The organism is Dolichospermum sp. FACHB-1091 (genome assembly GCF_014697585.1).
In the GTDB taxonomy this organism is placed as follows: domain Bacteria; phylum Cyanobacteriota; class Cyanobacteriia; order Cyanobacteriales; family Nostocaceae; genus Dolichospermum.
Genome location: NZ_JACJSB010000003.1, coordinates 224,653 through 249,612, shown reverse-complemented (window position 1 = coordinate 249,612; position 24,960 = coordinate 224,653). Strand labels below are relative to the sequence as shown.

Genomic DNA, 24,960 nt, shown 5'->3' with positions numbered 1-24,960 from the left:
GTTAGGAAGTTAGCTCCTTCTAGGTAGGAGGATGCTAGTCCATGGGTGTACCAGGAACTAACGAAGGTTGTACCGGTTAACCAACCGCCTAAAGCGAGGAAGGCGCAGGGGAATAGTAATATTCCTGACCAACCTACGAATACAAAGCGATCGCGCTTTAACCAGTCATCTAATACGTCAAACCACCCTCTACTGGGGGCGCGTCCAACTGCAATGGTCATGAGAGTAAATCTCCAAAATGTTTTATAAGTACGGATATTATGCGTATGTAAATGGCGAAAATTAGCCCTCTACATAAAGTCAACCAGATTGTTAATCTAGTTTACAATTTTTTACGCTTTCTATCATAATAGGTGAAAATCTCTAATTTTGCTAGTGGACTAAAAAAAAATTTTATCTGGGGATTGGAGATACAGAAAAGTAGTCCAGAAAATTCTTAACAACTGACGCTAGAATGGGTTCTACAGTGAAAATTGATTAGTTCTAAATGTTTACCATCGACTTAAGCATCAGAAATACTGCCTTCCCTATATCAGTACAACGTAAGTCTACTGAGGATGCCGAAGCGGTCTATCAACTGATTTTAGCGGCAATGCGTTCTGGAAACCCTGATATTGTGGAACTCAAGTGCGAAGGGAAAACAGAAAAAAAAATTGCTGTCCGTGCCAGTGAAATTTCAGGAGTCCAGATTGTGCAGAAGGATGGTCCAACTACCACTAGTGGTAAAGCTCCCGGCTTTGCTGCTTTCACTACTGCTGAAGAAACTAAGGTATAAACATGACAGCAGTAGGCATCGAAGTTAATAATTTAAACTTCTTTTGGCCTAATGGAGAGCAGGTGATCAGATCTTGCTCTCTGCAAGTACCTAAAGGGGAATTTTGGATGCTTTTGGGAACAAACGGTAGTGGTAAATCTACTCTATTGAGATTAATAGTAGGACTATTAACACCTCAATCTGGGCAAGTTATGGTTTTACCCCCCGTAGGCTTTGTGTTCCAAAATCCTGATCATCAACTAGTTATGCCTACGGTTGGTGCTGATGTAGCTTTTGGACTAGTGGCGGAAAAGTTACTACCTAATGTAGTAAAATCCAGGGTAGAAGAAGCTTTAGATGCAGTAAATTTACTGTCTTTACAGCGACGGCCTATTTATGCCCTTTCCGGTGGACAAAAACAAAGAGTAGCAATTGCTGGGGCGATCGCTCGTCACTGTCATCTGTTATTATTAGATGAACCCACTGCTTTATTAGATCCAGAGAGTCAACTTGATCTAGTGGTTAGTGTGCGTAATCTAGTCAAAAGTCGCGGAATTACTGCTTTGTGGGTAACTCATCGCTTAGAAGAGTTAAATTACTGTGATGGTGCTTTTTTATTAGAAAAGGGTTGTTTAGTCGATATTGGTGAAGGACAACGTCTCAAACAGAGATTAATGCAAGAAAATCATTATTCATCCTAGACTCATTTTATCCTCATCAAGAATCAAGATAAATATTGGGAAGGATGCTAAAAAATTTTTAAATTCCCCTTCTGATCTCTAACTTCGTTCCCCTAGACCCCACAAAAACACTTTTTAGCAAACCCTTAATAACCAGATACCACAATACAGGATGCTGTAGAGGTATCTGGTTTTTTAGTCTGGTCAAACAGAAGCTTTTCAAAACTCGGAAAAATTATTGATTTCTCTGGATCAGGAATGGCAACAAGCCTGATATTAATAGGCATTTTCCCAATTATGACTTCTATCTTCAGGTTGAATTTTGACTCAAGGCCGGATTTTTTATTTTTTGTAACATAAAGTTACAAGCAATGCTTCATTTACTATAAGTCTTATGAATGATTTTTGTTAACTCTAGATAATTGTGATAAAAAACCATGCCCTCTTCCATCGTCTCAGCCGTGCTATTAGTAGACGGCTACAATATTATAGGCGCTTGGCCTTGCTTGAAAAAAACCCGTGACCATGTTGGGCTGGAAGCCGCACGGGGAGAGTTAGTAGCAGCCATGACTAATTATAGTGCCTTCCAAGGCTATGAAACTCAAGTTGTCTTTGATGCTCAGTATCAAAACACCCCTAGCAACAGAGAAACCATTACAGAATTTTTAACAGTCTATTATACGGATTTTGGCCAGACCGCAGATACCTATATAGAAAAAACCTGTGCGTCTCTCCGTCACCAAATAGCCCAATCTTTAATTTCTCGCATGATTGTCGCTACATCAGATCGAGCGCAGCAGTTAACGGTTCAGGGCTATGGTGCGGAATGGTTGTCAGCGCATCAACTATGTGGTGAAGTAGAAACTACAGTATGTAGGATGCGTCATAGGTATCAGTCCAAAAAACAACCTAAAAGTAGATTTCTGGCCAATGCCATTGATGCTAAAGCCAGAGAACGGTTGGCTGAACTCCGCATGGGATTATAAATTTCAAAATTCAAAAAACTCTGAACGTCATCAATAGAAAGGGTTTGGGGTATTTTAATCTGGATATTTTCCCAGCCACTAAAAAAAAGTTCAAAAATTTTTTCAAAACCTCTTGCATTAATTTGAATTGTGGTTTATTATGATTAAAGTTAAGAGCTTTCCTCAGTAGCTCAGTGGTAGAGCGATCGACTGTTAATCGATTGGTCGCTGGTTCGAATCCGGCCTGGGGAGTTTAAATTAGGGGCAGTTCCTTGCTCCTGCAAAATTTTTAATTGACATACTTCTTAATTTCTAACTAAAGGATAAAGTAGTAGGTCAATTATAGTTTTTTATTTCCTTGTTTAAGCGTTTTTGTTAACTCTTGATTCAGACCATTGTGCGTCCCTGGGTGCAAGAGAATGATAAGTTTTTCAAATCAGTCTTTTACAAAAAAAGGTAATCTCTATGTTTATTGACAAAAATATGAGTTCATTCTCAATATTATTGAGAATAATGTCAATAATCCCACGATTTTACTAGGGTATTGACATCTTGACTTTTTGTGGTAATATGAGGGTGTATGATTTTGCGCCTGTTTATGGCAAATTAGAAAATTAATATGAGAAGGTTTTCTCAAATTAAATAAGAATCTATTAAGATTGGTTTAATGGTTAATCGTTAAAATAGATTTATCTATATTTTCTGAGAAATACCATGCCAAAGTGGATAATTATAGAAGTCAATAATTGGTTTAAACGTGATAGAATTGTTCGTAATTTAGAGATTTTTCAGGATATTATTGTTATTTCTCTGTGCGTGGGTTTATTTTGTGTCATGCTGATTCGACTAGGGGATATGTTTTTATCTTTTTTACGTCCCTTAGATATACGACAGGTAACATCTGACATTTTGTTTATTCTCATCTTAGTAGAACTGTTTCGGTTGTTAGTTGATTATCTGCAAGAACGAAGTATTTCCGTAGGTGCAGCGGTAGAAATTACTATAGTTTCCGCTTTGCGAGAAGTGATCTTACGTGGTGTATTAGAAATTCCCCTGAATCAACTTTTTGGACTTTCTATATTCCTATTAGTTTTAGCAGGAATTTTTCTGGCTTTACCTTGGATGACTACTTTATCAGAACAGATGAAAATTGGCAAACATCAAATAATTGAACTAGAACCAGAATCATAATTCTATTTGGAGAATGGGAAAAGAATCATTTTAGGACTTATACAGGAGTTAGGAATGAACCACGAAGAAACAAAGAACACGAAGGAAAGAAGATTTCAGAGATATTTTGCATAAGTCCTAGATTTAATTAATTTCCTATTCTCTGATATAAGTTACAAATATAGCAGATTAGAAATCAATATTCAACATCTACCACTAATTATATGCCTGAACTAACGCCAAAACAATGGATTTTAATTAAACAGAAAACTACACCATATTTATTTTTATTACCCGCTTTAATTATTTTAACATTTACGGTCTTTTATCCAGCAATTCAAGCCTTTTATCTCAGCTTTACCAGCTATGAAAATATAGGAGATATACCCCAGTGGGTAGGTGGGAAAAATTTTCTGCGTTTATGGAAAGATACGGTTTTCTGGCAAACTTTAGAAAACACTTTTCTTTATTTAATTGGTGTTGTCCCAATTTTAGTATTTTTACCCCTGGTTTTAGCAATTTTGGTGAATCAGAAACTGCGGGGAATGAATTGGTTTAGAACAGCATATTATACACCAGTTGTAATTTCCATGGTAGTCGCAGGAATAGCTTGGAAATGGTTGTATGCAGAAACCGGACTACTTAATCAAATTCTCAAAACTCTAGGGATTTTTCCCGAAGGAATTCCCTGGTTAACAAGTCCAGATAAGATATTAGGAATTGTTCCCATTTCCTTAGCTAGTGTCATGGCCGTAACAATTTGGAAAGGTTTAGGCTACTACATGGTAATTTACTTAGCGGGATTACAATCTATTCCCGCTGATATTTATGAAGCTGCTGCTATTGATGGTTCTGATAGTATTCGTAAACATTGGGATATTACTCTACCATTAATGAAACCTTATTTAGCCTTAGTAGCTGTAATTTCTTCTATTGCTGCTACAAAAGTTTTTGAAGAAGTTTATATCATGACTCAAGGTGGACCTCTCAACAGTTCCAAGACAATTGTTTATTATTTATATGAACAAGCATTTGGTAATTTAGAAATTAGTTATGCTTGTACTATCGGTTTGGTACTATTTTTAATAATTTTAGTTTTATCAGTTTTAAGATTGATTGTCAATCAGCAAGATGGTAATGATTTTAATGTCTGATATTTAAGAACTTAAATTATTTACGTATTTACGTTTAAATTGAGATCAAATTATTGAAAACTCTCATGACATGGACTCCCCTCCACGCTAAAATACATCGTACCATCCACTCCCGTCATCTATTGGAGCGTAATCAACGGCTATTAGTTGCAGTTTCTGGTGGACAAGATTCTTTATGCTTAATTAAGTTAGTATTAGATCTACAACCTAAATGGGGATGGAATTTAGCTATAGCCCATTGTGATCATTGTTGGCGTGAAGATTCACTGGCTAATGCTCATCATGTCGAAAATTTAGCACAAAATTGGCATATACCCTTTTATCTAGAAACGGCTAATGAACCTGTTAAGAGTGAAGCTACAGCCAGAAACTGGCGATATCAAGCTTTAACTAAAATCGCCGAAATTCATGATTATAAATATATTATCACTGGACATACCGCCAGCGATCGCGCGGAAACTCTTTTATATAACTTGATTCGTGGTAGTGGTGCTGATGGTTTACAAGCTTTAAGTTGGCAAAGGCCGCTCACTGATAACATTATCTTAGTCCGTCCATTATTAGAAATTACCCGCAGCCAAACTGAGCAATTTTGCCAAGAATTTAATTTACCCATTTGGGAAGATTCCACTAATCAAAATTTACAATATGCGCGAAACCGGATTCGTCAAGAATTGATACCATACTTAAAAGAAAATTTCCACCCCCAAGTAGAAGCAAATTTAGCTCAAACAGCAGAACTATTCCAAGCAGAGGTAGAATATTTAGAACAAACAGCCCGTCATTGGCGGCTGGAAGCCACGGTAAAGGGTGAAAAACAGGATTTACATATTGATAGGCGAATCTTACAAAAAGTACCCTTAGCAGTGCAACGTCGGGTGATGCGTCAGGTACTCCAAGAAATACTACCTGACGCTCCCAACTTTGAACACATTGAAAAACTAACAGCTTTAATTACAGCCCCCAATCGTTCCCAAACAGATCCCTTTCCTGGTGGTGTGACAGCCATAGTACAAGGAAACTGGATTTGGATCATTTTTTCCTATAATCACAGGAAAAATGCTGATTTTAATGCTGATTTTTAAGACCTGAAATTTTCACCCCTTTAAAAAGGGAATAATTACTGTAAATACCGTTCCCTTTCCTAATTCACTATACAAACTAATTTCTCCTTGGTGCAAATCCACACATTTTTTGACTATGGACAAACCTAAACCTGTACCAGGAAGTGTCCCGACATTAGACCCGCGCTGAAAATACTCAAATAAATGAACTTGGTCTGCTTCAGGAATACCAATACCATAATCACTAATTTTAAAGATCAATTTGTCATCTTTCTTAGACAAACTAAAGTTAACTAAATCGTGATCAGGAGAATACTTAATAGCATTAGTCAGGAGGTTGGTTATAATTTGCCTCAAAAGTTTTTTGTCTGCCTGAACAATCTGATAATTGCTGAAAATTTCATCACCTAAATCTATATAAAAATCAATTTGATGGGAGGTAAAACTAGCTTCTATTTCCTCCTTCAGATGACGACAGAACTTAATGATATCTAATGGCTCTAGCTTTACTTCTATTTTTTCAGCTTCAGCTTGGTTAATCATCAGGACATCATCAAGGATTTGAATGATATGCTTGATTGTATTTTGGATTGTTTCTAGATGTTCCTGTTTTCTTTTTTCACTGAGGCGATCGCTAAAATTTTGTAAAATACCCGATGATGAAGAAATAATCGCTAAAGGAGTGCGAAACTCGTGGGAGGCCATGGTAATGAACCGGGATTTTAATTGATTTACTTCCTTTTCTTTTTCTAGAGCCTGACTTAATTCTGCTGTCCGTTCAGCAACGCGATTTTCTAGCTCATTTTTCATTTCTATGAGTTGTTGATTCTGGATTTCTAAAGTTTTAGTTAATTGTCGTAAATGCAAATGTCCACGCACACGAGCAAGTAATTCCTGTTTTTGAAATGGCTTAGTTATATAGTCCACAGCACCTAAATTTAACCCTTTAATTTTATCAACAGTATCAGCCAGAGCGGTCATAAAAATTACAGGTATAGACTTAGTCAAGGGATCGGCTTTCAATTGTTGACAAACCTCAAATCCGCTCAGATCAGGTAACATAATATCCAATAGGATTAAATCAGGAATACTCAAACTGGCTTGTTTCATCACATTTAACCCCTCTGCTTCGATTCGCACTTTGTAACCTGCTTGAGTCAAAGCACGATCAAGAATTTCTAAATTGGTAGGATTGTCATCAACTACTAAGATTGTGAACTGTCCAGGTAAAGTTTCCAAAATCTGTTCCTTATGATTTATCAATTATGAATGGTATTCTGTTGACTAGAGATACACTAAGTTTTAATATGTATTTTCTTAAATTATCCTAGAGATGTTTTTAATTTAATCATTCTCCTTTCTAGAGTACACTATTTAGGAAAAGAGGTCTATTGTTTACTGACATTTTGCAGAAACTCACGGATCTTAACAATTTTATATCCCCGCAGCATCAAAGTCATTTTATCTATAAAGGGGCGGTAGATTTCACCGCTTTGCTCCACGCGGTTTAGCTCTTGCTGTAGTTCCCTAATTTGTCCTTGCATAGCATATTCTAGCAATATGGCTAAATCCGAGGCTGGTGGCACAACCATTTCTGTGTTGGTAATTTTCACCGATGATTGAGTGTCGGTTACGACAGTCTCTGCATAAATCCAATTTAAATGAAGTTGTTGGGCTAATATCCAATAAAGTTCTTCTGCTTTTACTGGTTTAGGTAGAAAACCCTGTCCACCAGCAGCCAAGCTTTTTTGACGGTCTGTATCAAATACACTAGCAGAAGAAATAATCACGATTGTGTTTCTCAAATCGGCTAATTCACGTATTTGAGTCAGCATTTCCCACCCGTCCATAATCGGCATTTTTAGGTCAGAAATTATCAGATCAGGAGGATTTTCTATAGCCTTTTGTAAAGCTTCTTCACCATGTTTGGCTTCTATAACTACAAAACCCAAGGGAGCAAGTAAACTAACGATTACAGAGCGATTTTCCCAACGATCATCAACTACTAAAATTTGTCTACGCCGGCCAGAATATCCCACAATTTCGCCTAAATTAGTCCGAGTATTGGCTTTAGCCCAGTTATCAGCTAAAGAACACTGGATCTCAAATTCAAATAAAGTACCAATTCCCAATTTACTTTTAACTTCCAGGTGACTACCCATCATTTCTACAAGACTTTTGCTAATTGCTAAACCTAACCCAGTTCCTTCGGTTTTTTGTTTAGATGTTCCCGTCTGTTCAAAAGGTAGAAAAATTCTTTTTAATTCCTCGCAATTCATACCAATTCCAGTATCTTCAACCTGAAACTTTATTTTCACAAAAGAGGATGTCAATGTTTTTATATCATTATCATTAATAATAACTCTAAAAATAACTTGTCCTCTATTTGTAAACTTGATGGCATTGTTCAAGAGATTTAGCAAAACTTGTCTAACCCGCTTTTCATCTATAATAACTCCTGATGGCATATTTTCTGCTAATTCGTCAATAAAATCTAGGCTTTTTTCCTCTGCTTTAATTCTGGCAATTTCTGCTACTCCTTGTAATAAAGATGGTAAATAACAAGGTACAGGATCAAGTTCCATTTTCCGGGCTTCAATTTTGGCAATATCAAGGACATCGTTAATCAGGGTGAGTAAATGATTACCACATTGATAAATCACAGTAATTCCCCGCTGTTGCTCCTGAGTAAGTTGTGTCCGGCTCAAAATCTGGGCATAGCCTAAAATGCCATTTAGGGGTGTACGCAATTCGTGGCTCATGTTAGCAAGAAACTCGCTTTTGGCTTGATTTGCTATTTCGGCTTTTTCTTTAGCAATGACTAATTCTGCGGTTCTTTCTTCAACTCGCTCTTCCAAAGTTATCAGAGATGATTGTAATTGAATAGCCATTCTCTTGAAGGAATTGGACAGATTTACCAATTCTTTAATACATTTAACTTCCATTAAAGCAATATCTGATTCTCTCCAAAATGGTTGACAGTTGGCCAGTTCTAGAGCTTGGGTGGCTTTATTTAACTGTAGAATGGATTTATTTACACATCTAGTGGTGAGAAAACCCATCCCCGTGCTAATCAGTAGAGTTAGACCACACAATACAATGGTCAAATCAATATTTTTCTTAATTTCTTCAAAAAAATCGGTTTCAGGAATCACAACAACTGTTAGCCAATCTAAATTTCTATCAACCGACGCTGGTATAACTTCGACAAAATGCCGTTGCCCATTTTTGGATACAAAGATCAGGTTTTGTTTTGTTGTTATTCGCTCAATTCCCTGGAAATGTGCTAATAGGTTTTGAGTTGTTTCCCGAGTTAGATCGTTACGACTGTTCAGTGTATTTAATCTGTATTTACTCAAATTATCTGGTTTAGAAAAATTGAAAGAGGTTGATAAACCTAAAAGAAAAGGATCTTCACCAGTGGAACTAGCAACTAATAACCCGCTCCGTTCTAAAATAAAAGCTTGACCTGTCTTAGCTATTTTCAATTTTCGCAGGAAATCCTCTAGTTGAGATAGAGGAATAGAGGTACTAACAACTCCCTGAAAAGTATTATTCTGATCAAAGAATGCTAATAAATAGGCAATAATTAAAGTTGGTTCATTGTGGTTATTTCTTGAAACAATAAAGTCCCAAATTCCCTCTCCTGCTGCATTTTTCGCTGCTTGATACCAATGACTTGATCGAGTATCTTCCGAGGGTTCGGTTTGAGAATTAATGATATTTTTAGACTGATCGTAATTCCCTAGATTGTCAGTGAAGTAGGTATTCCATTTATAATTAGTTGACTGATCTCTGAGAATAATCATCCCAGATCCATCTTTTTGTTTAGCTACTGCCAAAAATCTGTTTTTCTCTGTAGCAATGGCAACATCATTTATGTGATCAACTATTTGTAAGTGCCGCCAAAAATAGTTTTTTACTGTGGCTAAATCCTGATAATTCATAATACCTAATTTGATCAGAGCCACATTATTTTCGCTAGTTTGTATTAAGTGTTCCAAATAATCATCTAGACTGTGATCAATGTGGTCAGAAATTTCTGTGATCAATTCTTTAGCCATATTCTCTACTACCTTTTCCCCAGTATAGTATGAAAGATAACCAACTAACCCCACAGCCCCGACAATTTGCAATACAAAGGGAATAATTAGGACTAATCTCAGGGGTATTTCTTTTAATATATTCGTGCTGTAGCTTTTCATTATTTGTTTAAATATCTTTAATAAGAGACTTGGTTTGACTAGGGATTCTCGGCTCTACATTCTTTTTTATCATTTATTAGGTGTCTATTATACACAATTGGTACAAGAAAAATAATTTTTACAGTCAGAAAAACTGATTAAGTGGAGAAGCGCGAAAAAATTAAGTATGTAAAGTAAAGTAAATTTTCGCCAACTCTTTTGCCCTTTGCCTTATAATCAAGACAATTTTTGCTTATATGTAATTTGTTTAACCATTATTTATTGAGTGCGTACAAGTTGGTGTATAGTGATTTTATAGTATTAATTTGTGAATCAAATCAAAGAAAGTCGGCAATATACATAGATAATTCCATAGGGGTCTACTTTGAGTCATGAGCTTAATTTTAGTAATCGAGGACGAAACTCAAATTCTCTCAAATCTCCAAGAAATTTTAGAATTGGCAGATTTCAACGTTATTACTGCTGTAGACGGAACAACCGGGCTACAATTGGCTAAAAATAAAAATCCTGATTTAATAATCTGCGACATTATGATACCAGGACTCAATGGCTATGAGGTTTTACAAAAACTACGACAAGAACCCAAGTGTGCTGATATCCCTCTGATTTTTCTCACTGCTAGAGCCAACCGGAGTGATTTACGTGAAGGTATGTGTCTAGGTGCTGATGATTACATTACTAAACCTTTTCAGCCTTTGGAAATATTACAAGCAGTAAAAGCTAGGTTGAAAAAACGTTTAATCCCTGGTCAAGCCTATCTAAAAGAAGCTCGGAAGTCAGCAAAACTGCAACAGGAAATCAAAACCAATCAGATTGAATTGCAAAACTCCAATGAACTGGCACAGGTTCGAGAAAGCCTATTAAGAAAAGTTTCTATAGACTTATCCAATCCTGTTTCTAATATCAACATGGCCATTTGTATGCTCAAAGAGGCCAAAACAGAAAAGCAGCGCGATCGCTACTTGTCAATTTTACAACAAGAATGTAGACGGGAAATCGAGATATTAAATGAGATTGATAGTCTGCGGGAATTATTGAGTGCTGAAAACACAAAATTGCTTCGAGATTATAAATTACTCGAGGTTAATTAACATTAAGAGGTAATTTGCTGTTCAGAGGATCTTTGAAAAGTAAAAAAAGTTTACAGAAAATCCCCATTTCCTTGTAGGGAATAGGGGATATTTTGTTATGTTTACTTGTCTCATGTATAGCATAGATCGTATTTCCTAGTCCACTGAGGCACAGATTTATCTGCGTTTATCTGCGGTTAATTTCTTATCCCTGATAGAAACTGACGCAAACTAAATAAACTGAGACTTTGACCTAAATTCAGGGGTAACATAGATACACCTTCTAAGCGTGACTGTACCCAACCTTCACCCCAGTACCATTCGTGAAAGCCGTCAATGGCTCCACTGAGGAGTAAGCGCAAACAATTAGGTTTTACGACCTCTACCCGATGATGAATGGATACAGGTCCTGTCCAAGTAGTAAATTCAAAGCCTGGTGGCAATTCTGTGGGCATTTCCGGGGGGAAATTTTGTCCTAACAGCCATTTTTTCAATTGTACTGGATGAAGAATACTATCATGAATGGCATCGGCTGATGCTGCAATTTCGATGCGGATTTGGCTTTGTTGAAATGTACCTAGCATGGTAATGGGTAATGGGTAATGGGTTAGAGGCTTCTACTGTTTGAGCTAAAATACAAAAGTCACCAAAAGAATTGTAAGGTTTTTCATGGCAGATCAATTAATTCGTGGGACTGCGGCGAATGGTGGGATTAAAGCAGTAGGCGTGATTACCACCCGGTTAACGGAAGAAGCAAGAGTTCGCCATAAACTGTCCTATGTGGCGACAGCAGCACTAGGAAGAACAATGGCGGCTGGTTTGTTGATGGCTTCAAGCATGAAACGACAAGGCTCTAGGGTGAATGTTCGCGTTAAGGGAGATGGTCCTTTAGGTGGTATATTAGCAGATGCAGGTTTAGATGGAACTGTGAGGGGTTATGTCGGTAATCCATCTGTAGAATTACCCCTCAATCACAAAGGTAAACTGGATGTTGGTTCTGCTGTGGGTGGGGGCTATCTTTATGTAGTCCGAGATATTGGTTATGGCTATCCTTACTCTAGTACAGTGGAACTGGTTTCTGGGGAAATAGGTGACGATGTAGCCCATTATCTCCTAAATTCGGAACAAACTCCTTCGGCGTTAGTTTTGGGTGTATTCGTGGGACAACAGGGGGTAACAGCAGCCGGGGGAATATTACTACAAGTGTTACCCAAGGCGGCTCAAGATGAAGAACTGGTGGCGACTTTAGAATCAAGAGTTTCCGCTTTATCCGGTTTTACACCACTACTACAAGCGGGAAAAACATTGGCGGAGATATTGCATGATTTGTTAGGAGATATGGGATTGAACATATTTCCTGAAAGTCAAATGCTACGCTTTCATTGTGGTTGCTCTTTTGAGCGGGTGCTAGGGGCGCTGAAAATATTGGGAGAGGCTGAACTTGAGGATATGATTGTTAAAGATAATGGTGCGGAGGCAATTTGTGACTTTTGTGGTAATGTTTACCAGGCAACTAGTGACGATTTAACCCAGCTAATTCTAGATTTACAAAAAGAATCTTTAATTTCTGGTTAATGTAATTAGTCATACTCAAACCAAATAATAGTAATGTTATTGATGGGAAAGTGAGGATAGTAAGCATAATATTATCTATATTTATTGATCTACCTACTTTCATATCGCTATTCAATTAATTAGTGTGGTGTGAGCAATGACAGAGCGGGATATTCCAGATAATTGGTCTTTGGACCAAGTAGAAGAACCAATTGGGCTTGAGCCCAACTATATACCAAATGATCAAACGGCTGATACTACTGCTGTTGGTTCTCATTTTAAGTCAGTGAAGAATGGAAAAAATCAAGATGGCGCAGACCTATCTATAAATAATGCTTCTAAAGGTACTTTTAATCTCAGTGTTATGACGGGGAAAATGCCACCTTGGATGAAGGGATGGATACCTTTGGCGGTAGCGCTAACTTTGATTCCTGGAAGTGTGGGGTTTCTGGCGATATCTATGTTATTTAAGCTACCATCTGCCCCCAATTGTCCGCAGATTTTCTGGCCTTTAGCCAGTGCGTCAGTTAGGTTACACTGCGCTCAGTTGGCGGCTTCTAAGCAAACAGTTAATGATTTGCTCCAAGCGATCGCTTTGGTGAAACAGTTACCAGAAAATCACCCTCTACGGGGGGAAATAAATCGTTTTTTAGAACAATGGTCACGGGATATTTTACAACTAGCTGATGAAACTTTTCAGTCGGGGGATTTGCAGGGGGCGATCGCTACTGCTCGTCAAATTCCAGCGGATTTAGAAGCGAGTAAATTAGTAGAAGAACAAATTGAAAAATGGCAATCAATTTGGTCAAAAGCCGAAGGAATCTACCAGGAGGCGGAAAAAGAACTGCGCCAAAGACATTGGCAATCGGCTTTTATGCTCAGTGCTAGATTACTGCGGGTAAATAATAAATACTGGGCAAATACTAAGTATGAGCAATTAAATAATATTATTGTCACGGCGCGGGAAGATGGGGATAAACTTTACAAAGCTGAAAATTTGGCAGAAAACCGGAGTTTAGATAATTTACTCAAAGCGATTAAACTAGCTCAAACGATTAAACCAGAAAGTTATTTATACCAAAAAGCCCAGGATCTAATCACTGGATTTGCGCGGAAAATGCTACAACTGGCACAAGGGAAGATGAAAGAGCGAGATGCTGATACAGCGCTGGAAATTGCTCGAAAAATCCCCTCTATTCCTGAATTACAGGCGGAAGTCGATGATTTTATGTTTTTGGGTGAGGCGAAAAGAACCGCCTTTATTGGTACTGTGGCTGGGTTAGAAACGGCGATTTCTCAAGCTCAACAAATAGATGCTTCTAGGGAAAATTATAATGAAGCACAACAATTAATTGCTAGTTGGCAATTAGAAATTGAAGATGTTTCTCGGTTAGAAAAAGCTCGGAATTTAGCTAGTCAAGGTACGGTTAGTGATTTAACAGCGGCTATTTCTGAGGTACAGTTAATTCCTAGTAGTAATCCCCGTGGGAAGGAAGCCCGTCAGGAAATGGGGCGTTGGCGTGGCCAGGTGGAGACGATTGAAGATAAACCATATTTAGAACGGGCTGAACAAATAGCAATTAGTGAAGATATTAGCTCATTACAAATAGCGATCGCCGAAGTTAGTCAAATTCGTTCGGGGCGGGCATTATATCCAGAAGCGAGGAAAAAGATGCGTTTATGGAATGCAAAAATTGAGCGTATTCAAGATCAACCATACTTAGATCAGGCTAGGGCGTTGGCCGATAATGGTGATTTAAAAACTGCGATTAGTGAAGCTCAAAAAATCGCAGCATCAGGACGCGCTTTGTCGGATGAAGCCCAAACGGCTATAGATACCTGGCAAGACCAAATTCGCTCTCAGGAAAGTTGGCAAAAAGCCAAGCAAGTTGCAGAAATTGGCACACCAGAAGCTTTAGTTCAGGCCATGGAGTTGGCAAATCGGGTATCTAATCGTAACAGTTTACGTTTAGATGTGAACATCGCCATTGACCAGTGGAGTCAACAATTATTACAAATAGCACGTTCTCAAAGTGAAGATGATGTTGCCAAAGCTATTAATACAGCGAAGTTAATTCCTCGCGGTAGTAGTGCTTATACTGATGCTAGTGAACAAATTAGAACTTGGCGGCAATTACTGATTCCCAAATCACCACTTACTCCATCAGTGGAATCCACGCCAGAAGCAACACCAGCAGAAGAATCTCAGCCTTCAGGAGTTAGTAATTAGTTTGGACAGTATAATTTTGAATCACCAACTATTCTTCTGTACAATCTCTCCTCCGCGTCTGGGCGACTCTGCGTGAAAAAAAGAATTTTACCCTTGATTTTGAATTTGTCTAACTACCGTCAAAGCCGAATAACTTACCCCCGCAGTTCCTTCTCCAGGGTGGGTAGAATCACCAACTAACCACAAATTATTAATAGGAGTACGATTAGCAAAACCAAAGGGTCCAAAGGTGGAAATTCTTTGACCAATACCGCCTACAATTCCCTTTTCTCTGCCTGTATAATTAGCAAAAGTGCGAGGTGTGGCTGCTTCCACATAAATGATGGTTTCTGGTTTTAAATAGAAATATTGGGAAAGTTTGGATATTGCTTCTTGAGTAAATTTTTGTTTTAACTCTTCGTAATTTTCAGTTTCCCACCAGGGAGTAAAATCAACAAAGGAAGAAGCAATAATTGTCGCTTTTCCTAATGGTGCGCGGCCGTCTCCTTCATGACTTACAGATACAAATAGGGAATTATTTTCGCCAATTGGTCCATTAATATCATATAAAAATTGTAAATGCGGTGGACAATTGGCGGGAATTGCACTCTTATCTACACCTAGATAAACAACAAAAGCACCAGAAGCAGGAGGTAGTTTTTCTACTCTTTGTTTATATCCCCAAGGCGCATTTTCTCCTAATAATTTAACTAAGTTTTCAACCGTAACGTTAGCAATTATATGATCTGCTGATTCTGTCCAAGTTTCTCCGGTTTTCTGATTTTTAATGCTTACAGATTTAGCTTGGTTATTTTCAACTTTGATTTTTTCTACGGTATGTCTCATTAATAATTTACCACCATCCCGTTCTAAAGATTCTACCAAGCGATCGCTCAATACTTGCATACTTCCTTGCAGATGAAATAATCCTTGGGGTAATTGAGATACATTCAAAGCTGTGGCTGCATAAAGTAGGGCAGTTTCTTCCGCGCTAACTTGAGAATATAATTTGAGTTGTAGATCTAAAAATGTCCGCAGTCTTTTATCATTTCCTAAACCACATAATCGTAAAGCATCTCCCACTGTCATAAAGGTGAAAGGTGCAGTTATAAATGTACTCGGACGCACTGCTTTAATTAATTGTTTTAAATCCCATAAATTACGCGGTGGTAACACAGGATCACGTCCTTGAAATTCCCAACTAGCATTAAATAAAGTTGTTAATAATTGCCAAAAAGATTCACTTCCCGGAAACTGTTTTTGGCGTTCTTCTTGCCATTTTTCTGCATCACGCCAGACATTAATGGGTGTAGACTCTCCTGGAAGATATACCGCACAAGCTGGATCACAAGGTGTAGCTTCGGGTAATTCTATATTTAATTCCGAGAAAATGCGATGATGAATTCCCCCAGGTTCTAAACCTGCAACTTGGGTCGCACCAACATCAAAGGTAAATCCTTGACGTTTGAAGGTCGAAGCGCAACCACCAGGAACTATTGCTTGGTCAAGTACAAGGACATTATAACCTTTATTGGATAATAATGCACCTGCCGTAAGTCCACCTATACCCGCACCAATGACAATCACACGGGATTGATTTTTTCTATCAGATAAATTTGACATAATTCTTAATATTACTAATTATTAGTTTACAATGAAAAATTTTATTTATTGCTAACAAAATAGTTTAAATATAACCAAATTAAATTAAGCGTATATATATTTATATCACAAAAGGGAAAAGTTTGCACTCACAAATATTTGATTTTGACGTATACTAGTTTTAACAGTATTTATACTGTTAATAAATTCAGCAATAACCAGGAGTTTATGAGCAATAGTTTACAAATCTCAGAAATAGCGATTTCTATCGTCGCTAAAAATCTAAATCCCGCAGTTTTAAACCCAGATTTTCTCAAATATACGGGAATTATTCCTGCTGATTGGGAATTAGCAAATCAACCAGTGTACAATAACAATTTAGTGCAGTTGGTTTATAAAAATGGGGTGGGAATTATTGTTCAACCGAACCGACTAAATGTCTTAGAGATGATAGGACCGAAAACTCCATTAGAGATTCAAGTAGCAGCAGTTGCGAGTCAATTGATAGAAAAGTTATCTCAAATAGAGTATCAAGCAGTGGGAATTAACCCCAAAGGATTTGTCGGGTTTCCATCAGAAACGGATGCTTATCAATATATATGTGGTAAGCTTTTATCTTCCGGTTCATGGCAAGAATTTGAGGGGAGTAAAGTCAATGCTTCCTTGGAGTTAAGTTACCCCTTAAAGCGGGGAGTTTTGAATTTAGCTATTAATCAAGTAAATGTTCAATTTGGGGAACAGGTAACACCAGCAATTTTATTTTCTGGTAACTTAAATTATCCCCTATTAGGTAATACCATCACCGAAAAAATCCAAGACTTACAACAAGTAATTGGTAACTGGCAAAATGATGTCAAAACTTTCCAGGAATTGCTAGTGGATAAATTTTTGCCATTATCTTCTCCTGTGCAAGCAATTAGTGGTTCGGTATTTTTGAACTGAGTTAATTAGTGTAGAGACATTTCTACATTTCTGATTTTGCTATTTTATAGGTTGGGTATTTGTCCCAACCTAATAAGGAATAAGTAATAGAAATGATTTACAAAGAGAAGAAATTGAGGAAAAAGTAATTTACCTTAAAGTCCGAAATATCACCCTTCCTGGATACTCTTGTTGATTGATTTTGGCATAAACTCGCAAACAAGTTAATACCTCCCCAGGAGTACCACCACAATCTAATTGTAAGTCATCTTTAGAAAACTCACAAACATCAGCATACAGTCCTGATAATTGTTTGATTCTCACTTCATTACCCGCTTTTATCGCTTTATCAGCGGCTTTTCTCAGGATACGACGGGATTCTTTTTGTAATTTTCCCCACCAGGAATAACTTTCAGCAGGAGGGATAAATACTAGAGAATTAATGGCTTCATCTATATCAATCCATGCACATAATTCTAATATTATATCAATATTTTCACTATATTTTTGGATACGGTAAAAGCGATCTTTTAAAGCGTCAATATATTGATGACGTTGTTCTAATTTAGAATTTAAAGAAACTACATCGAAGCTAAAAATACTTTTTAAAGCATGATGTAAGTCTGTATCTATTTCTATAAATTTAATATATAAGAGTAAAAATCCTGCGACTGAATATAAGTTTTCAGAAAGATGATTTTGGGTAATTTCTGAATTTAGTAAAGCCTGTTGAGATAAACATAGTCCTTTGGCTTTAACTGTACCAGTCAACCCCGGATAAATAATTTCATCGCGGACAAATGGTAATTCTTCCAGATTTTCATGATCTACAATTGCACCTAATTCTTGTGCTGTTTTCAAGGCAATTTCTCTCCAAGATATTGCTATATCTTCGGGAACTCGTAGCAATTTTCTCTGAATTTCGTTCCATATTTCCCCATCATTTTGACTCTGAATTGGAGAAGTACCTAAATAAAAATTTAATTCAGGATCGTTATTAAAAGCTGCTTTTAATTTGAATAATTTTAAGTCGTTTATTAATGGAGATTCTTTTAATTCCCCTAGATCCTCAACTTCTTCCATAAGTCGGGTATGTTGTAATAATTCATCAAGTTCTTGTAGAAGTTCTTCACTTATTCCTATTCCTGGATCAATGGGATATTCTTGATTTGCTTGGGTTAAAATTGCAACTAATCCATATAAATTAAACCGCAATATTTTGGCTAATTCTGAGTTTTCTGTATTGAGTAGTTTATGTAAATTCTGCATAATTTGATGAGGATGAAAATAGAAAATTTAGGTTTTTTTAAGCCACAGCCTAACCCAGCAAAAAACAACTAAATGATTAATAATGTTGGGTTTCCTTGCGTCAACCCAACCTACGGAATTAAAGCTAATGAATACCGCAAAATGGATCACGTTCTTTATCAACTTCGTTGGGTTGTAATTCCAATTCTGTCCGATAAACACATCCTTCTTGTTCGAGACATTGTTGATGATTAGATGTCCAATAAGGAACTGCACCAGCGTGTATTCTTAATATTCCTGCATGATCAAGAGTTACATGATATTGACAAGGATAATCTGTGATCATATCCGGTTTATGCAGTGTACCAATTCGCAGCCATTTTTTTGTATTTGTATGACTATCAATTTGATAAATATAAAAAGTATGTTCACCACTTTGGGGAAATGGTGGTAAAGGTTTACTGATTAATCCTGTTCCCGGTTGTTTGACACCATCTTGTAAATAATGAAATGTTTCCATGGTCTTACTATCATTATTATCAACTGCAAATACTAAATGATAAGCATGAGGTTGATCAACGGTGGCTGCTTCTAAAACATTAACAGCAATATCACCATCATTTAAGTTATGCTGGGGGTTTTCTATGGCTATATTCCATTTTAAATTACCATTATTAAATAAAGTATTTTCCGGCGGAGATATAACTGAATTAATGTTAATACCAGGTACATCTATTAAGTAATGGGGATTACCTCGACATAGTAAAATACTAAATTGTAAAGCTTGATCAATCTCAAATTGGATTTTGATTTTTTTGAGAAATTCCTGTTCTTCCATACCCAATTTATCCATTAATATTTTACCGTCAAAACTCCCCCACAGGCGAAAAGTTCCCTTTTCATAATCTTGACGATGGATAATATTAGTTAATTGTATACCCTGCCAAGGTGTCCGCACTTTGGCAACGGTGTCTAAAGGTGCAAGTTGATATAGTTCTTGTCCAGCGGTAAAAATTGCCAATGGTTCGTTACTTTGGGTTTTGCGTTTGAAGTTACAGGGAAGATAATAAAACAGGTTTTTAACATCAATTTCTAATTGATTTGCGCCCTTGCGTAACAGATTTTTAGATTCTTCAGGATCAAATCGAAAACGACGCAATTTTTCGGCATAACAAGCACCTGCGGAGGTGGCAAGTTTTGTAAATTCTAAAACAAAAGTAATCCGTTCTGGGTTCCAAACAAAATATGGTGATTGACTAAATTCTTCATAAATTTGTTGTTGAACTAAATCAAGATTACAAGTTTTTCCAGATAGAATTAACCAATCTACTTTTTGATTAGGTTCTGAATTGAGACGACTTTCTATTAAACCTTTAGCAATACCAATTGCTTCTTTAATAGATGAGATGATAGCCCGGTCAAATTGTTGATTATCTAAAGTTAAGGAAATAGATTCAGGGCTTCTAACTTGAAATTTAACTGAACTTTGGGCTAGAAGTTCGCCTATTTGTTGTTCATTTAAAGTGAAGGTTAATAAAGAACCATCTTTGGGTTTTTTTTGTCCTAATTTAAGTTTAGCAGCTTCAGCATGATCCCACAATGTATAAAAGGTTTGCAGTCGTTGGGGTGCTTGTTGCCAACGAGTTGGTAAGACTTTTTCGGCTGTATCTAAAGCATCTTTAAAAGCAACGTCACCTTCGGGATTTTCTTTATCTATACATTTTAATAAACTACCGCTTTGAAATTTTCCGTTTTCTAAAAAACGTTCGTTTAATTCGGAGTTAATTAAGTCTTCTAATTTATCACTTTCAATGTCACCTGTAGTGACTGCGGTGAGAAGAAAATCAGAAATTGCAACTTTTAATAGGCGAAAAATTCGCAATGTAATTAATTCACCACCTAGTTGTAAATGTCCCGAAGAACCTAATAATTTAGGAGTTAATTTATAGTAACGTCCTCCTAAACCTCTATCTTCATTGTCTGCAAAAAATGGAGTTTTATCTTCTAGGGTAAGTTCAATTAAAGCTAAGTCTGTTGTACCACCACCAATATCTAAAACCAGAACATTTTGTGACCATTTATTCCCATTTTGACGACAACGAGTTTTGAAAGATTCAATGCCAATATTCAAATTACCGCCAAATTCTCGCCACAGAAAAAAGATAGCGACAGAAACCGCTTCGTCATAAGCTGTTTGTACATCATCAATACCTAATTCTTGTACCAGTTGCTTAATTTCTTTGCGAACTATTGGCGGGGCTACGGTGGGATAAGTGACAACTGCTGTTAAAAAATCGCCTTCAGAAAACCTGCGTCTAGCCCGTTGACGATAATCTTCTGTTAACTCAATTAATTGCGCCCAAGCTGCTTGAATTAGGCGATTAACTTGAATATTTTCTTCTTCGTTTTCTAGGATAATTGGGAAAGATCGATCCTGTCCAAAATAGCGTTTGGGTGAATGATGAAATCTGCTAATAATTTCTTTGACTGAAACAGTTGTTCCCTGGGCTATTGCTTTTTTTCTGTTATCTCTTGCGTCTCTACCCATCTGTAGTTTTAATGGGATTAATTGCGATACTTCCATTTCACTGGGAATTTCTGTATTGCGACGGTCAATATCTAAGATTACAGGAATTAAATTTTGTGATTCTAATGTAGGAACACGAAAAACTTCATGATATATAGCATAAAGTTTTTTACTAACAGCCCGACGAAATCTATCGCTTGTTCCTAAACATAATTCAATTTGTCGAATGGCTTCTAAAAATAATTCTTTGTGATCACTTTCAAAAATCTCACTTAATTGATCTGGTTGTATTTGTAAGTTTTTGCTAATATCAACTAGAAACTTTTCCCACTCACTAGCACTAACATCTGCTAAGGCTAAATCTGGGGGAGAATTTAACCATTCAGCCATGCGTTGTCTTAATCTCAGTTCTTGTTCTTTGGGTAAAACTTCTGCAATGGGGACTTCAATGGGATCAAAAAGTGTAACTGTGGAGTTAGAAGTACCAAAATCTAAAGCTAACCAACCCGGAAATCTTTTCTTTTGTTTTTCGTTGAGTTTTTCACTCAGTTGTTGACTTAAATTATTTAGATAGGTGTCAAATTGCGAATTGTTCATGGCTTGATGATTTCTTGTAAATGAATTTGGTGATTTTTGTATGGGTATAAACCAAAGATCACATTCGGCGGATATATGTTTAGATATAGACAAGTTTGGTTGTCCTGCACTGTCAGAGTCGAAGTATTCAACAATTACCTTTAAGGTACAGTCAACTAATGTTATTAAAGGTGAATCTAATTGACATATATCCTGTCCTAATTGACAGATATTAATGATTTGTTTGGGTGTAGCTGAGTGAAATTGTCTATAGGTTCTTTGAATTTTTGCTGCTAATTGATTTGGTGTCCCCCTCACTATACAGGTAATTCGAGAAATGTACGGAATGTTGCTATTAACAGCAACAATTTGAATCGAAGGTAGATGCAACTGTGAGTTTTCTTTAACACCTAATTTAAAACTAGGTGGAATCTGAATTTCCACAGGCATTTTTAATGGTCCTTATTTAAGTTGATGGTTGATCACTGAATGCTGATAAATTAAATAAGGCAGAATTAATGAGGTCAGATCCCCGAATCCTAAGATCAATTTATCATTTATTTACACAATTTGAAAAAGAAGTCAGGGATCTTATGGGAGATTGCTATAAATAAATAATTCAGCCTCATTAATTGTAGCAATATCGGCTAAAATGTCTAACCAGGTGGGAATAGCTAGTTCCCCTTGTGAATCTCTAGCTGCAATATATCTTAGTAGTGCTTCTTGTTTGGAAAGGTTTTGCAAACTGGGAATTATTTGATCTAAAATTCCATTGATTTCTATATTTACCTGCTGATTACTTTCATTGACATATTGTACTAGGTGGAGATTAGCACTAGCGGTAATTTCATCCCTTAGTCGCAAAACAAAAAGTTGATGATTAGCACTTTTCAGTGATGTTTGATTTTTCTCAGGAGACCAATCAAATATTTGTCCTACACTGTGTTTTTCATCTTGTCTCGCTAGGGGAAAAATACTGGCTGGGTTGATAGTTTGATCATGGTTATTTATTTCAGTGATAATGGCTTCTTTCCATTGACGAGGATCACATCCTAATAACAGTTTATAAAATAAATCAGCTTCTTCAGATCCAAATTTTTCTTCAATTTCTTGTTCCATTTCTGGCTGAAGAATGGCTTGCAGTTTTTCCCGTTCTAAGGTGATTTTATGGGCTAATGAGTTCAATAAGTCTATCACAGCTTGACGAATGCGATCGCTGGCAAAGTTTTCCAATTCTTTAATTGTTTTCTCAAAGGCTGGATAAAAGTCATCACTCTTAGTTGGTAGAGAGGTATTCACCCGATTTCCTCGATCAAATAATTTGCCGGCTGCACCTTTAAATTCCGCTAGGGTAATTGTACCATTTTGGATTTTATTAAATAATAATGTCCACTGATTCCAATTCAAAATTCTTAAAGTTAGTTCATCTTTAATCACATCACTAACTACAATTCCTCTTCTATCTTTCAGTTGTTCTTTCCCTAAATCTTTTTGAAAGTTTCTGTAGATTTTATCTAAACTTTCTATGGCTGATCTTAATTCTATCAAAGCCGGAGTATCAGATATAGGTATGCCTTGTTCGTGAATTTCGGCAAGAATTTCTTGAAGATATTCTTGTTGTTGACGAATCGTATCAGCAGCCCGACGGCTATCTTCATATAATTGCTTTAAGCCGTGATTAGCAACATGACTTTGAATCAATTCTCTTAATTTACTAATACCACCATCTTGAGCGAAATAACCTAATTGTCTTCCTAACTGATTACGACTATCTCCTGCTAATAAACCCGCGCTTAAATCACCCCATTTTTTTTGTAATTTCCTCGATTTTTCCAGATAATCTGGATAATCTAAATTCGCCAGAAATTCCGCAGAACCAGCTTTAACTTGACTAGAACGTTTGGCTAATTCAGCTAACCCTAATAATGGTGATAATAAAACAATTCGGTCTTTTTGAGAAGTAAATGCTTCCGCACCGTCAATAATAGTTTTTAGAACTTTGAGTTTTTGGAAAACTGTACTTATTTGTAATGGTTGATCATCAGATTGATTAGCAATTAATAAATCCAGTTCCCTTTCTCCTCCCTCACCTTCTAAAGGTAATTGATCAAAACGTCCTACACCTACTAGAATTAAATCCTTGATGTCTTGTCCATGGCGTTGTTGCTGCATCATGGTAAAGATTTTATTGGCGCGATCGCTCCCCGGAGATTTACCATTAAGTAAGACTAAAATTGTCTGTACCTGCGCCAATTCTCGTAATGATAAAAATGTATCTCTAGTTCCAGAATTAGCCGCACCTAAACCGGGAAAATCTAACAGCACAAATTCTTCCGCACCTGTGAGATCCCAAATTTCCCGTGATATTTTCACTTGAATATCAACACGACGAATTAAGAAAAAACTATTCCGTAATAATTGAATAGTTAATTTTTGCGGCGCACTAGATAAGCGAATATGCGCTGGTGGTAAATCCTCAAATTTCAGAGATTGAATCGCCAGGGGCATTTCTGCCAGTTGTAAACCTTCACGGGCTGTAATACCATCAATTTGGTAAAAGCGACCGCATAAAGCCTCACCATAAGCCTGATAAGCCCGCAAAAATAGCACTAACTCCCGCAGCAAATAACGCAACTCTAAATTATTGGAACTTTTCCAAACTTCCTCACACCAAATACTTATATCTTTACCAGTCTTAATTTTATCTACCTGCAAAGGTGTAACACCAGCGGATATGGCGCGACGGTTTGCTTCTTTCAGCATGAAGTGTAAGCACTCATTTACCCCGTCATGGGATAAATACTCTACAGTGTAATTATTTACTTGAGTAGTTGCAAAATCATCCTGGACTTGAATATGAATAGCGGTGACATTACCAGTGGTGGGATTTTCACTCACCGGTAAAGCGTCTGCATAACCAATGAGACTCCCTAGCAGCAAACTTTTACCACTACTAAATTCCCCCATTACGCCGATTTTCACCGGTGAGGTTGCCAGTTCTACCGTTTTCACAGCGGCTTCTCGCAGCCGCAGCAGACAATCATCAAGGCTAGTGGGAACCCAATCTTCCTCTTGGGAAGGATATTGGGGTACGGAGTCAATTTTGCGGAGGATAAATTCACCGTACTCTTTTATTCGCGCCAGCTTATCTGGTTCCATAGAGTGGTCTTTCGTTTCAGTTCATTTTCACAACAGGGTTATAACACAAAACCCAAAAATCACCACTACCAATGTAACAAAAAGTGGGCGGATCATGTCGAA

At 36.9% G+C, this 24,960-nt stretch carries 17 protein-coding genes, 1 tRNA gene and 1 pseudogene; 11 read left to right on the top strand and 8 right to left on the bottom strand.

All coding sequences use genetic code 11. The features are described from left to right. Positions 1-221, bottom strand: a pseudogene (locus H6G25_RS03220) (photosystem II D2 protein (photosystem q(a) protein)); the annotation flags it as partial. A gap of 266 nt (positions 222-487) precedes the next feature. Here H6G25_RS03220 and H6G25_RS03215 point away from each other — a divergent pair. The 7 genes from H6G25_RS03215 to tilS all read left to right on the top strand — a co-directional run bounded on the left by H6G25_RS03215 (position 488) and on the right by tilS (position 5,808). Beyond that, positions 488-775 carry a hypothetical protein gene (locus H6G25_RS03215; RefSeq protein ID WP_028090139.1) on the top strand — a complete coding sequence of 96 codons (288 nt, stop codon included), beginning with the start codon at positions 488-490 and terminating at the stop codon, positions 773-775. A 2-nt stretch (positions 776-777) separates the two neighbouring features. After that, the gene (locus H6G25_RS03210) at positions 778-1,455 is read left to right on the top strand and encodes an ABC transporter ATP-binding protein (protein ID WP_190391229.1); all 678 of its coding nucleotides are present in this window, start codon (positions 778-780) and stop codon (positions 1,453-1,455) included. Between the two features lie 416 nt (positions 1,456-1,871). Then, a complete protein-coding gene (locus H6G25_RS03205; RefSeq protein ID WP_190391228.1) occupies positions 1,872-2,420 on the top strand; it encodes an NYN domain-containing protein in 549 nt (182 codons plus the stop codon). A 159-nt stretch (positions 2,421-2,579) separates the two neighbouring features. Beyond that, a tRNA-Asn gene (locus tag H6G25_RS03200) sits at positions 2,580-2,651 on the top strand. A gap of 462 nt (positions 2,652-3,113) precedes the next feature. After that, positions 3,114-3,590 (top strand): phosphate-starvation-inducible PsiE family protein, encoded by a 477-nt coding sequence (locus H6G25_RS03195; RefSeq protein WP_028090136.1) that lies wholly within the window; start codon positions 3,114-3,116, stop codon positions 3,588-3,590. Between the two features lie 203 nt (positions 3,591-3,793). Beyond that, positions 3,794-4,723, top strand: a complete 930-nt coding sequence (locus H6G25_RS03190; RefSeq protein ID WP_190391227.1) for a sugar ABC transporter permease — start codon at positions 3,794-3,796, stop codon at positions 4,721-4,723. 65 nt (positions 4,724-4,788) lie between these two features. Continuing rightward, the gene (gene tilS / locus H6G25_RS03185) at positions 4,789-5,808 is read left to right on the top strand and encodes a tRNA lysidine(34) synthetase TilS (protein WP_190391226.1); all 1,020 of its coding nucleotides are present in this window, start codon (positions 4,789-4,791) and stop codon (positions 5,806-5,808) included. Positions 5,809-5,820: 12 nt separating this feature from the next. Here tilS and H6G25_RS03180 read toward each other — a convergent pair whose 3' ends face one another. Both H6G25_RS03180 and H6G25_RS03175 read right to left on the bottom strand, forming a co-directional pair. After that, entirely contained in the window at positions 5,821-7,026 is a 1,206-nt protein-coding gene (locus H6G25_RS03180) for a hybrid sensor histidine kinase/response regulator (RefSeq protein WP_190391225.1), read from the bottom strand. A 149-nt stretch (positions 7,027-7,175) separates the two neighbouring features. Further along, complete coding sequence (locus H6G25_RS03175; RefSeq protein WP_190391224.1) at positions 7,176-9,992, bottom strand: hybrid sensor histidine kinase/response regulator; 2,817 nt, start codon at positions 9,990-9,992, stop codon at positions 7,176-7,178. A 371-nt stretch (positions 9,993-10,363) separates the two neighbouring features. On the opposite strand from H6G25_RS03175, the gene H6G25_RS03170 reads away from it, so the two are divergent. After that, entirely contained in the window at positions 10,364-11,083 is a 720-nt protein-coding gene (locus H6G25_RS03170; RefSeq protein ID WP_190391223.1) for a response regulator, read from the top strand. Between the two features lie 176 nt (positions 11,084-11,259). Here H6G25_RS03170 and H6G25_RS03165 read toward each other — a convergent pair whose 3' ends face one another. Continuing rightward, entirely contained in the window at positions 11,260-11,646 is a 387-nt protein-coding gene (locus H6G25_RS03165; RefSeq protein ID WP_190391222.1) for a hypothetical protein, read from the bottom strand. Positions 11,647-11,731: 85 nt separating this feature from the next. Between H6G25_RS03165 and hslO the strand changes: the two genes are divergently transcribed. After that, positions 11,732-12,637, top strand: a complete 906-nt coding sequence (gene hslO / locus H6G25_RS03160) for an Hsp33 family molecular chaperone HslO (RefSeq protein ID WP_190391221.1) — start codon at positions 11,732-11,734, stop codon at positions 12,635-12,637. A 136-nt stretch (positions 12,638-12,773) separates the two neighbouring features. Then, entirely contained in the window at positions 12,774-14,846 is a 2,073-nt protein-coding gene (locus H6G25_RS03155) for a chromosome segregation ATPase (protein WP_190391220.1), read from the top strand. Positions 14,847-14,933: 87 nt separating this feature from the next. On the opposite strand, the gene crtD is transcribed toward H6G25_RS03155, so the two are convergent. Further along, positions 14,934-16,448: a C-3',4' desaturase CrtD gene (gene crtD, locus H6G25_RS03150; protein WP_190391219.1), complete on the bottom strand. Its 1,515-nt coding sequence runs from the start codon at positions 16,446-16,448 to the stop codon at positions 14,934-14,936. Between the two features lie 207 nt (positions 16,449-16,655). Here crtD and H6G25_RS03145 point away from each other — a divergent pair, with 207 nt between their 5' ends. Further along, complete coding sequence (locus H6G25_RS03145) at positions 16,656-17,369, top strand: hypothetical protein (RefSeq protein ID WP_190391218.1); 714 nt, start codon at positions 16,656-16,658, stop codon at positions 17,367-17,369. Between the two features lie 129 nt (positions 17,370-17,498). On the opposite strand, the gene H6G25_RS03140 is transcribed toward H6G25_RS03145, so the two are convergent. From H6G25_RS03140 to H6G25_RS03130, 3 genes are all read right to left on the bottom strand, one after another. Continuing rightward, positions 17,499-18,617: a hypothetical protein gene (locus H6G25_RS03140; RefSeq protein WP_190391217.1), complete on the bottom strand. Its 1,119-nt coding sequence runs from the start codon at positions 18,615-18,617 to the stop codon at positions 17,499-17,501. A gap of 124 nt (positions 18,618-18,741) precedes the next feature. Continuing rightward, positions 18,742-22,149 (bottom strand): virulence factor SrfB, encoded by a 3,408-nt coding sequence (locus tag H6G25_RS03135; RefSeq protein WP_190391216.1) that lies wholly within the window; start codon positions 22,147-22,149, stop codon positions 18,742-18,744. 141 nt (positions 22,150-22,290) lie between these two features. Next, the gene (locus H6G25_RS03130) at positions 22,291-24,858 is read right to left on the bottom strand and encodes a dynamin family protein (protein ID WP_190391215.1); all 2,568 of its coding nucleotides are present in this window, start codon (positions 24,856-24,858) and stop codon (positions 22,291-22,293) included. Between the last annotated feature and the right edge of the window lie 102 nt (positions 24,859-24,960).

Bases quoted from the DNA above. Each gene is read 5' to 3' on its own strand.
- H6G25_RS03215 (WP_028090139.1), top strand. From the start codon at position 488: ATGTTTACCATCGACTTAAGCATCAGAAATACTGCCTTCCCTATATCA.
- H6G25_RS03210 (WP_190391229.1), top strand. From the start codon at position 778: ATGACAGCAGTAGGCATCGAAGTTAATAATTTAAACTTCTTTTGGCCT.
- H6G25_RS03205 (WP_190391228.1), top strand. From the start codon at position 1,872: ATGCCCTCTTCCATCGTCTCAGCCGTGCTATTAGTAGACGGCTACAAT.
- H6G25_RS03195 (WP_028090136.1), top strand. From the start codon at position 3,114: ATGCCAAAGTGGATAATTATAGAAGTCAATAATTGGTTTAAACGTGAT.
- H6G25_RS03190 (WP_190391227.1), top strand. From the start codon at position 3,794: ATGCCTGAACTAACGCCAAAACAATGGATTTTAATTAAACAGAAAACT.
- tilS (WP_190391226.1), top strand. From the start codon at position 4,789: ATGACATGGACTCCCCTCCACGCTAAAATACATCGTACCATCCACTCC.
- H6G25_RS03175 (WP_190391224.1), bottom strand. From the start codon at position 9,992: ATGAAAAGCTACAGCACGAATATATTAAAAGAAATACCCCTGAGATTA.
- H6G25_RS03170 (WP_190391223.1), top strand. From the start codon at position 10,364: ATGAGCTTAATTTTAGTAATCGAGGACGAAACTCAAATTCTCTCAAAT.
- H6G25_RS03165 (WP_190391222.1), bottom strand. From the start codon at position 11,646: ATGCTAGGTACATTTCAACAAAGCCAAATCCGCATCGAAATTGCAGCA.
- hslO (WP_190391221.1), top strand. From the start codon at position 11,732: ATGGCAGATCAATTAATTCGTGGGACTGCGGCGAATGGTGGGATTAAA.
- H6G25_RS03155 (WP_190391220.1), top strand. From the start codon at position 12,774: ATGACAGAGCGGGATATTCCAGATAATTGGTCTTTGGACCAAGTAGAA.
- crtD (WP_190391219.1), bottom strand. From the start codon at position 16,448: ATGTCAAATTTATCTGATAGAAAAAATCAATCCCGTGTGATTGTCATT.
- H6G25_RS03145 (WP_190391218.1), top strand. From the start codon at position 16,656: ATGAGCAATAGTTTACAAATCTCAGAAATAGCGATTTCTATCGTCGCT.
- H6G25_RS03140 (WP_190391217.1), bottom strand. From the start codon at position 18,617: ATGCAGAATTTACATAAACTACTCAATACAGAAAACTCAGAATTAGCC.
- H6G25_RS03135 (WP_190391216.1), bottom strand. From the start codon at position 22,149: ATGCCTGTGGAAATTCAGATTCCACCTAGTTTTAAATTAGGTGTTAAA.
- H6G25_RS03130 (WP_190391215.1), bottom strand. From the start codon at position 24,858: ATGGAACCAGATAAGCTGGCGCGAATAAAAGAGTACGGTGAATTTATC.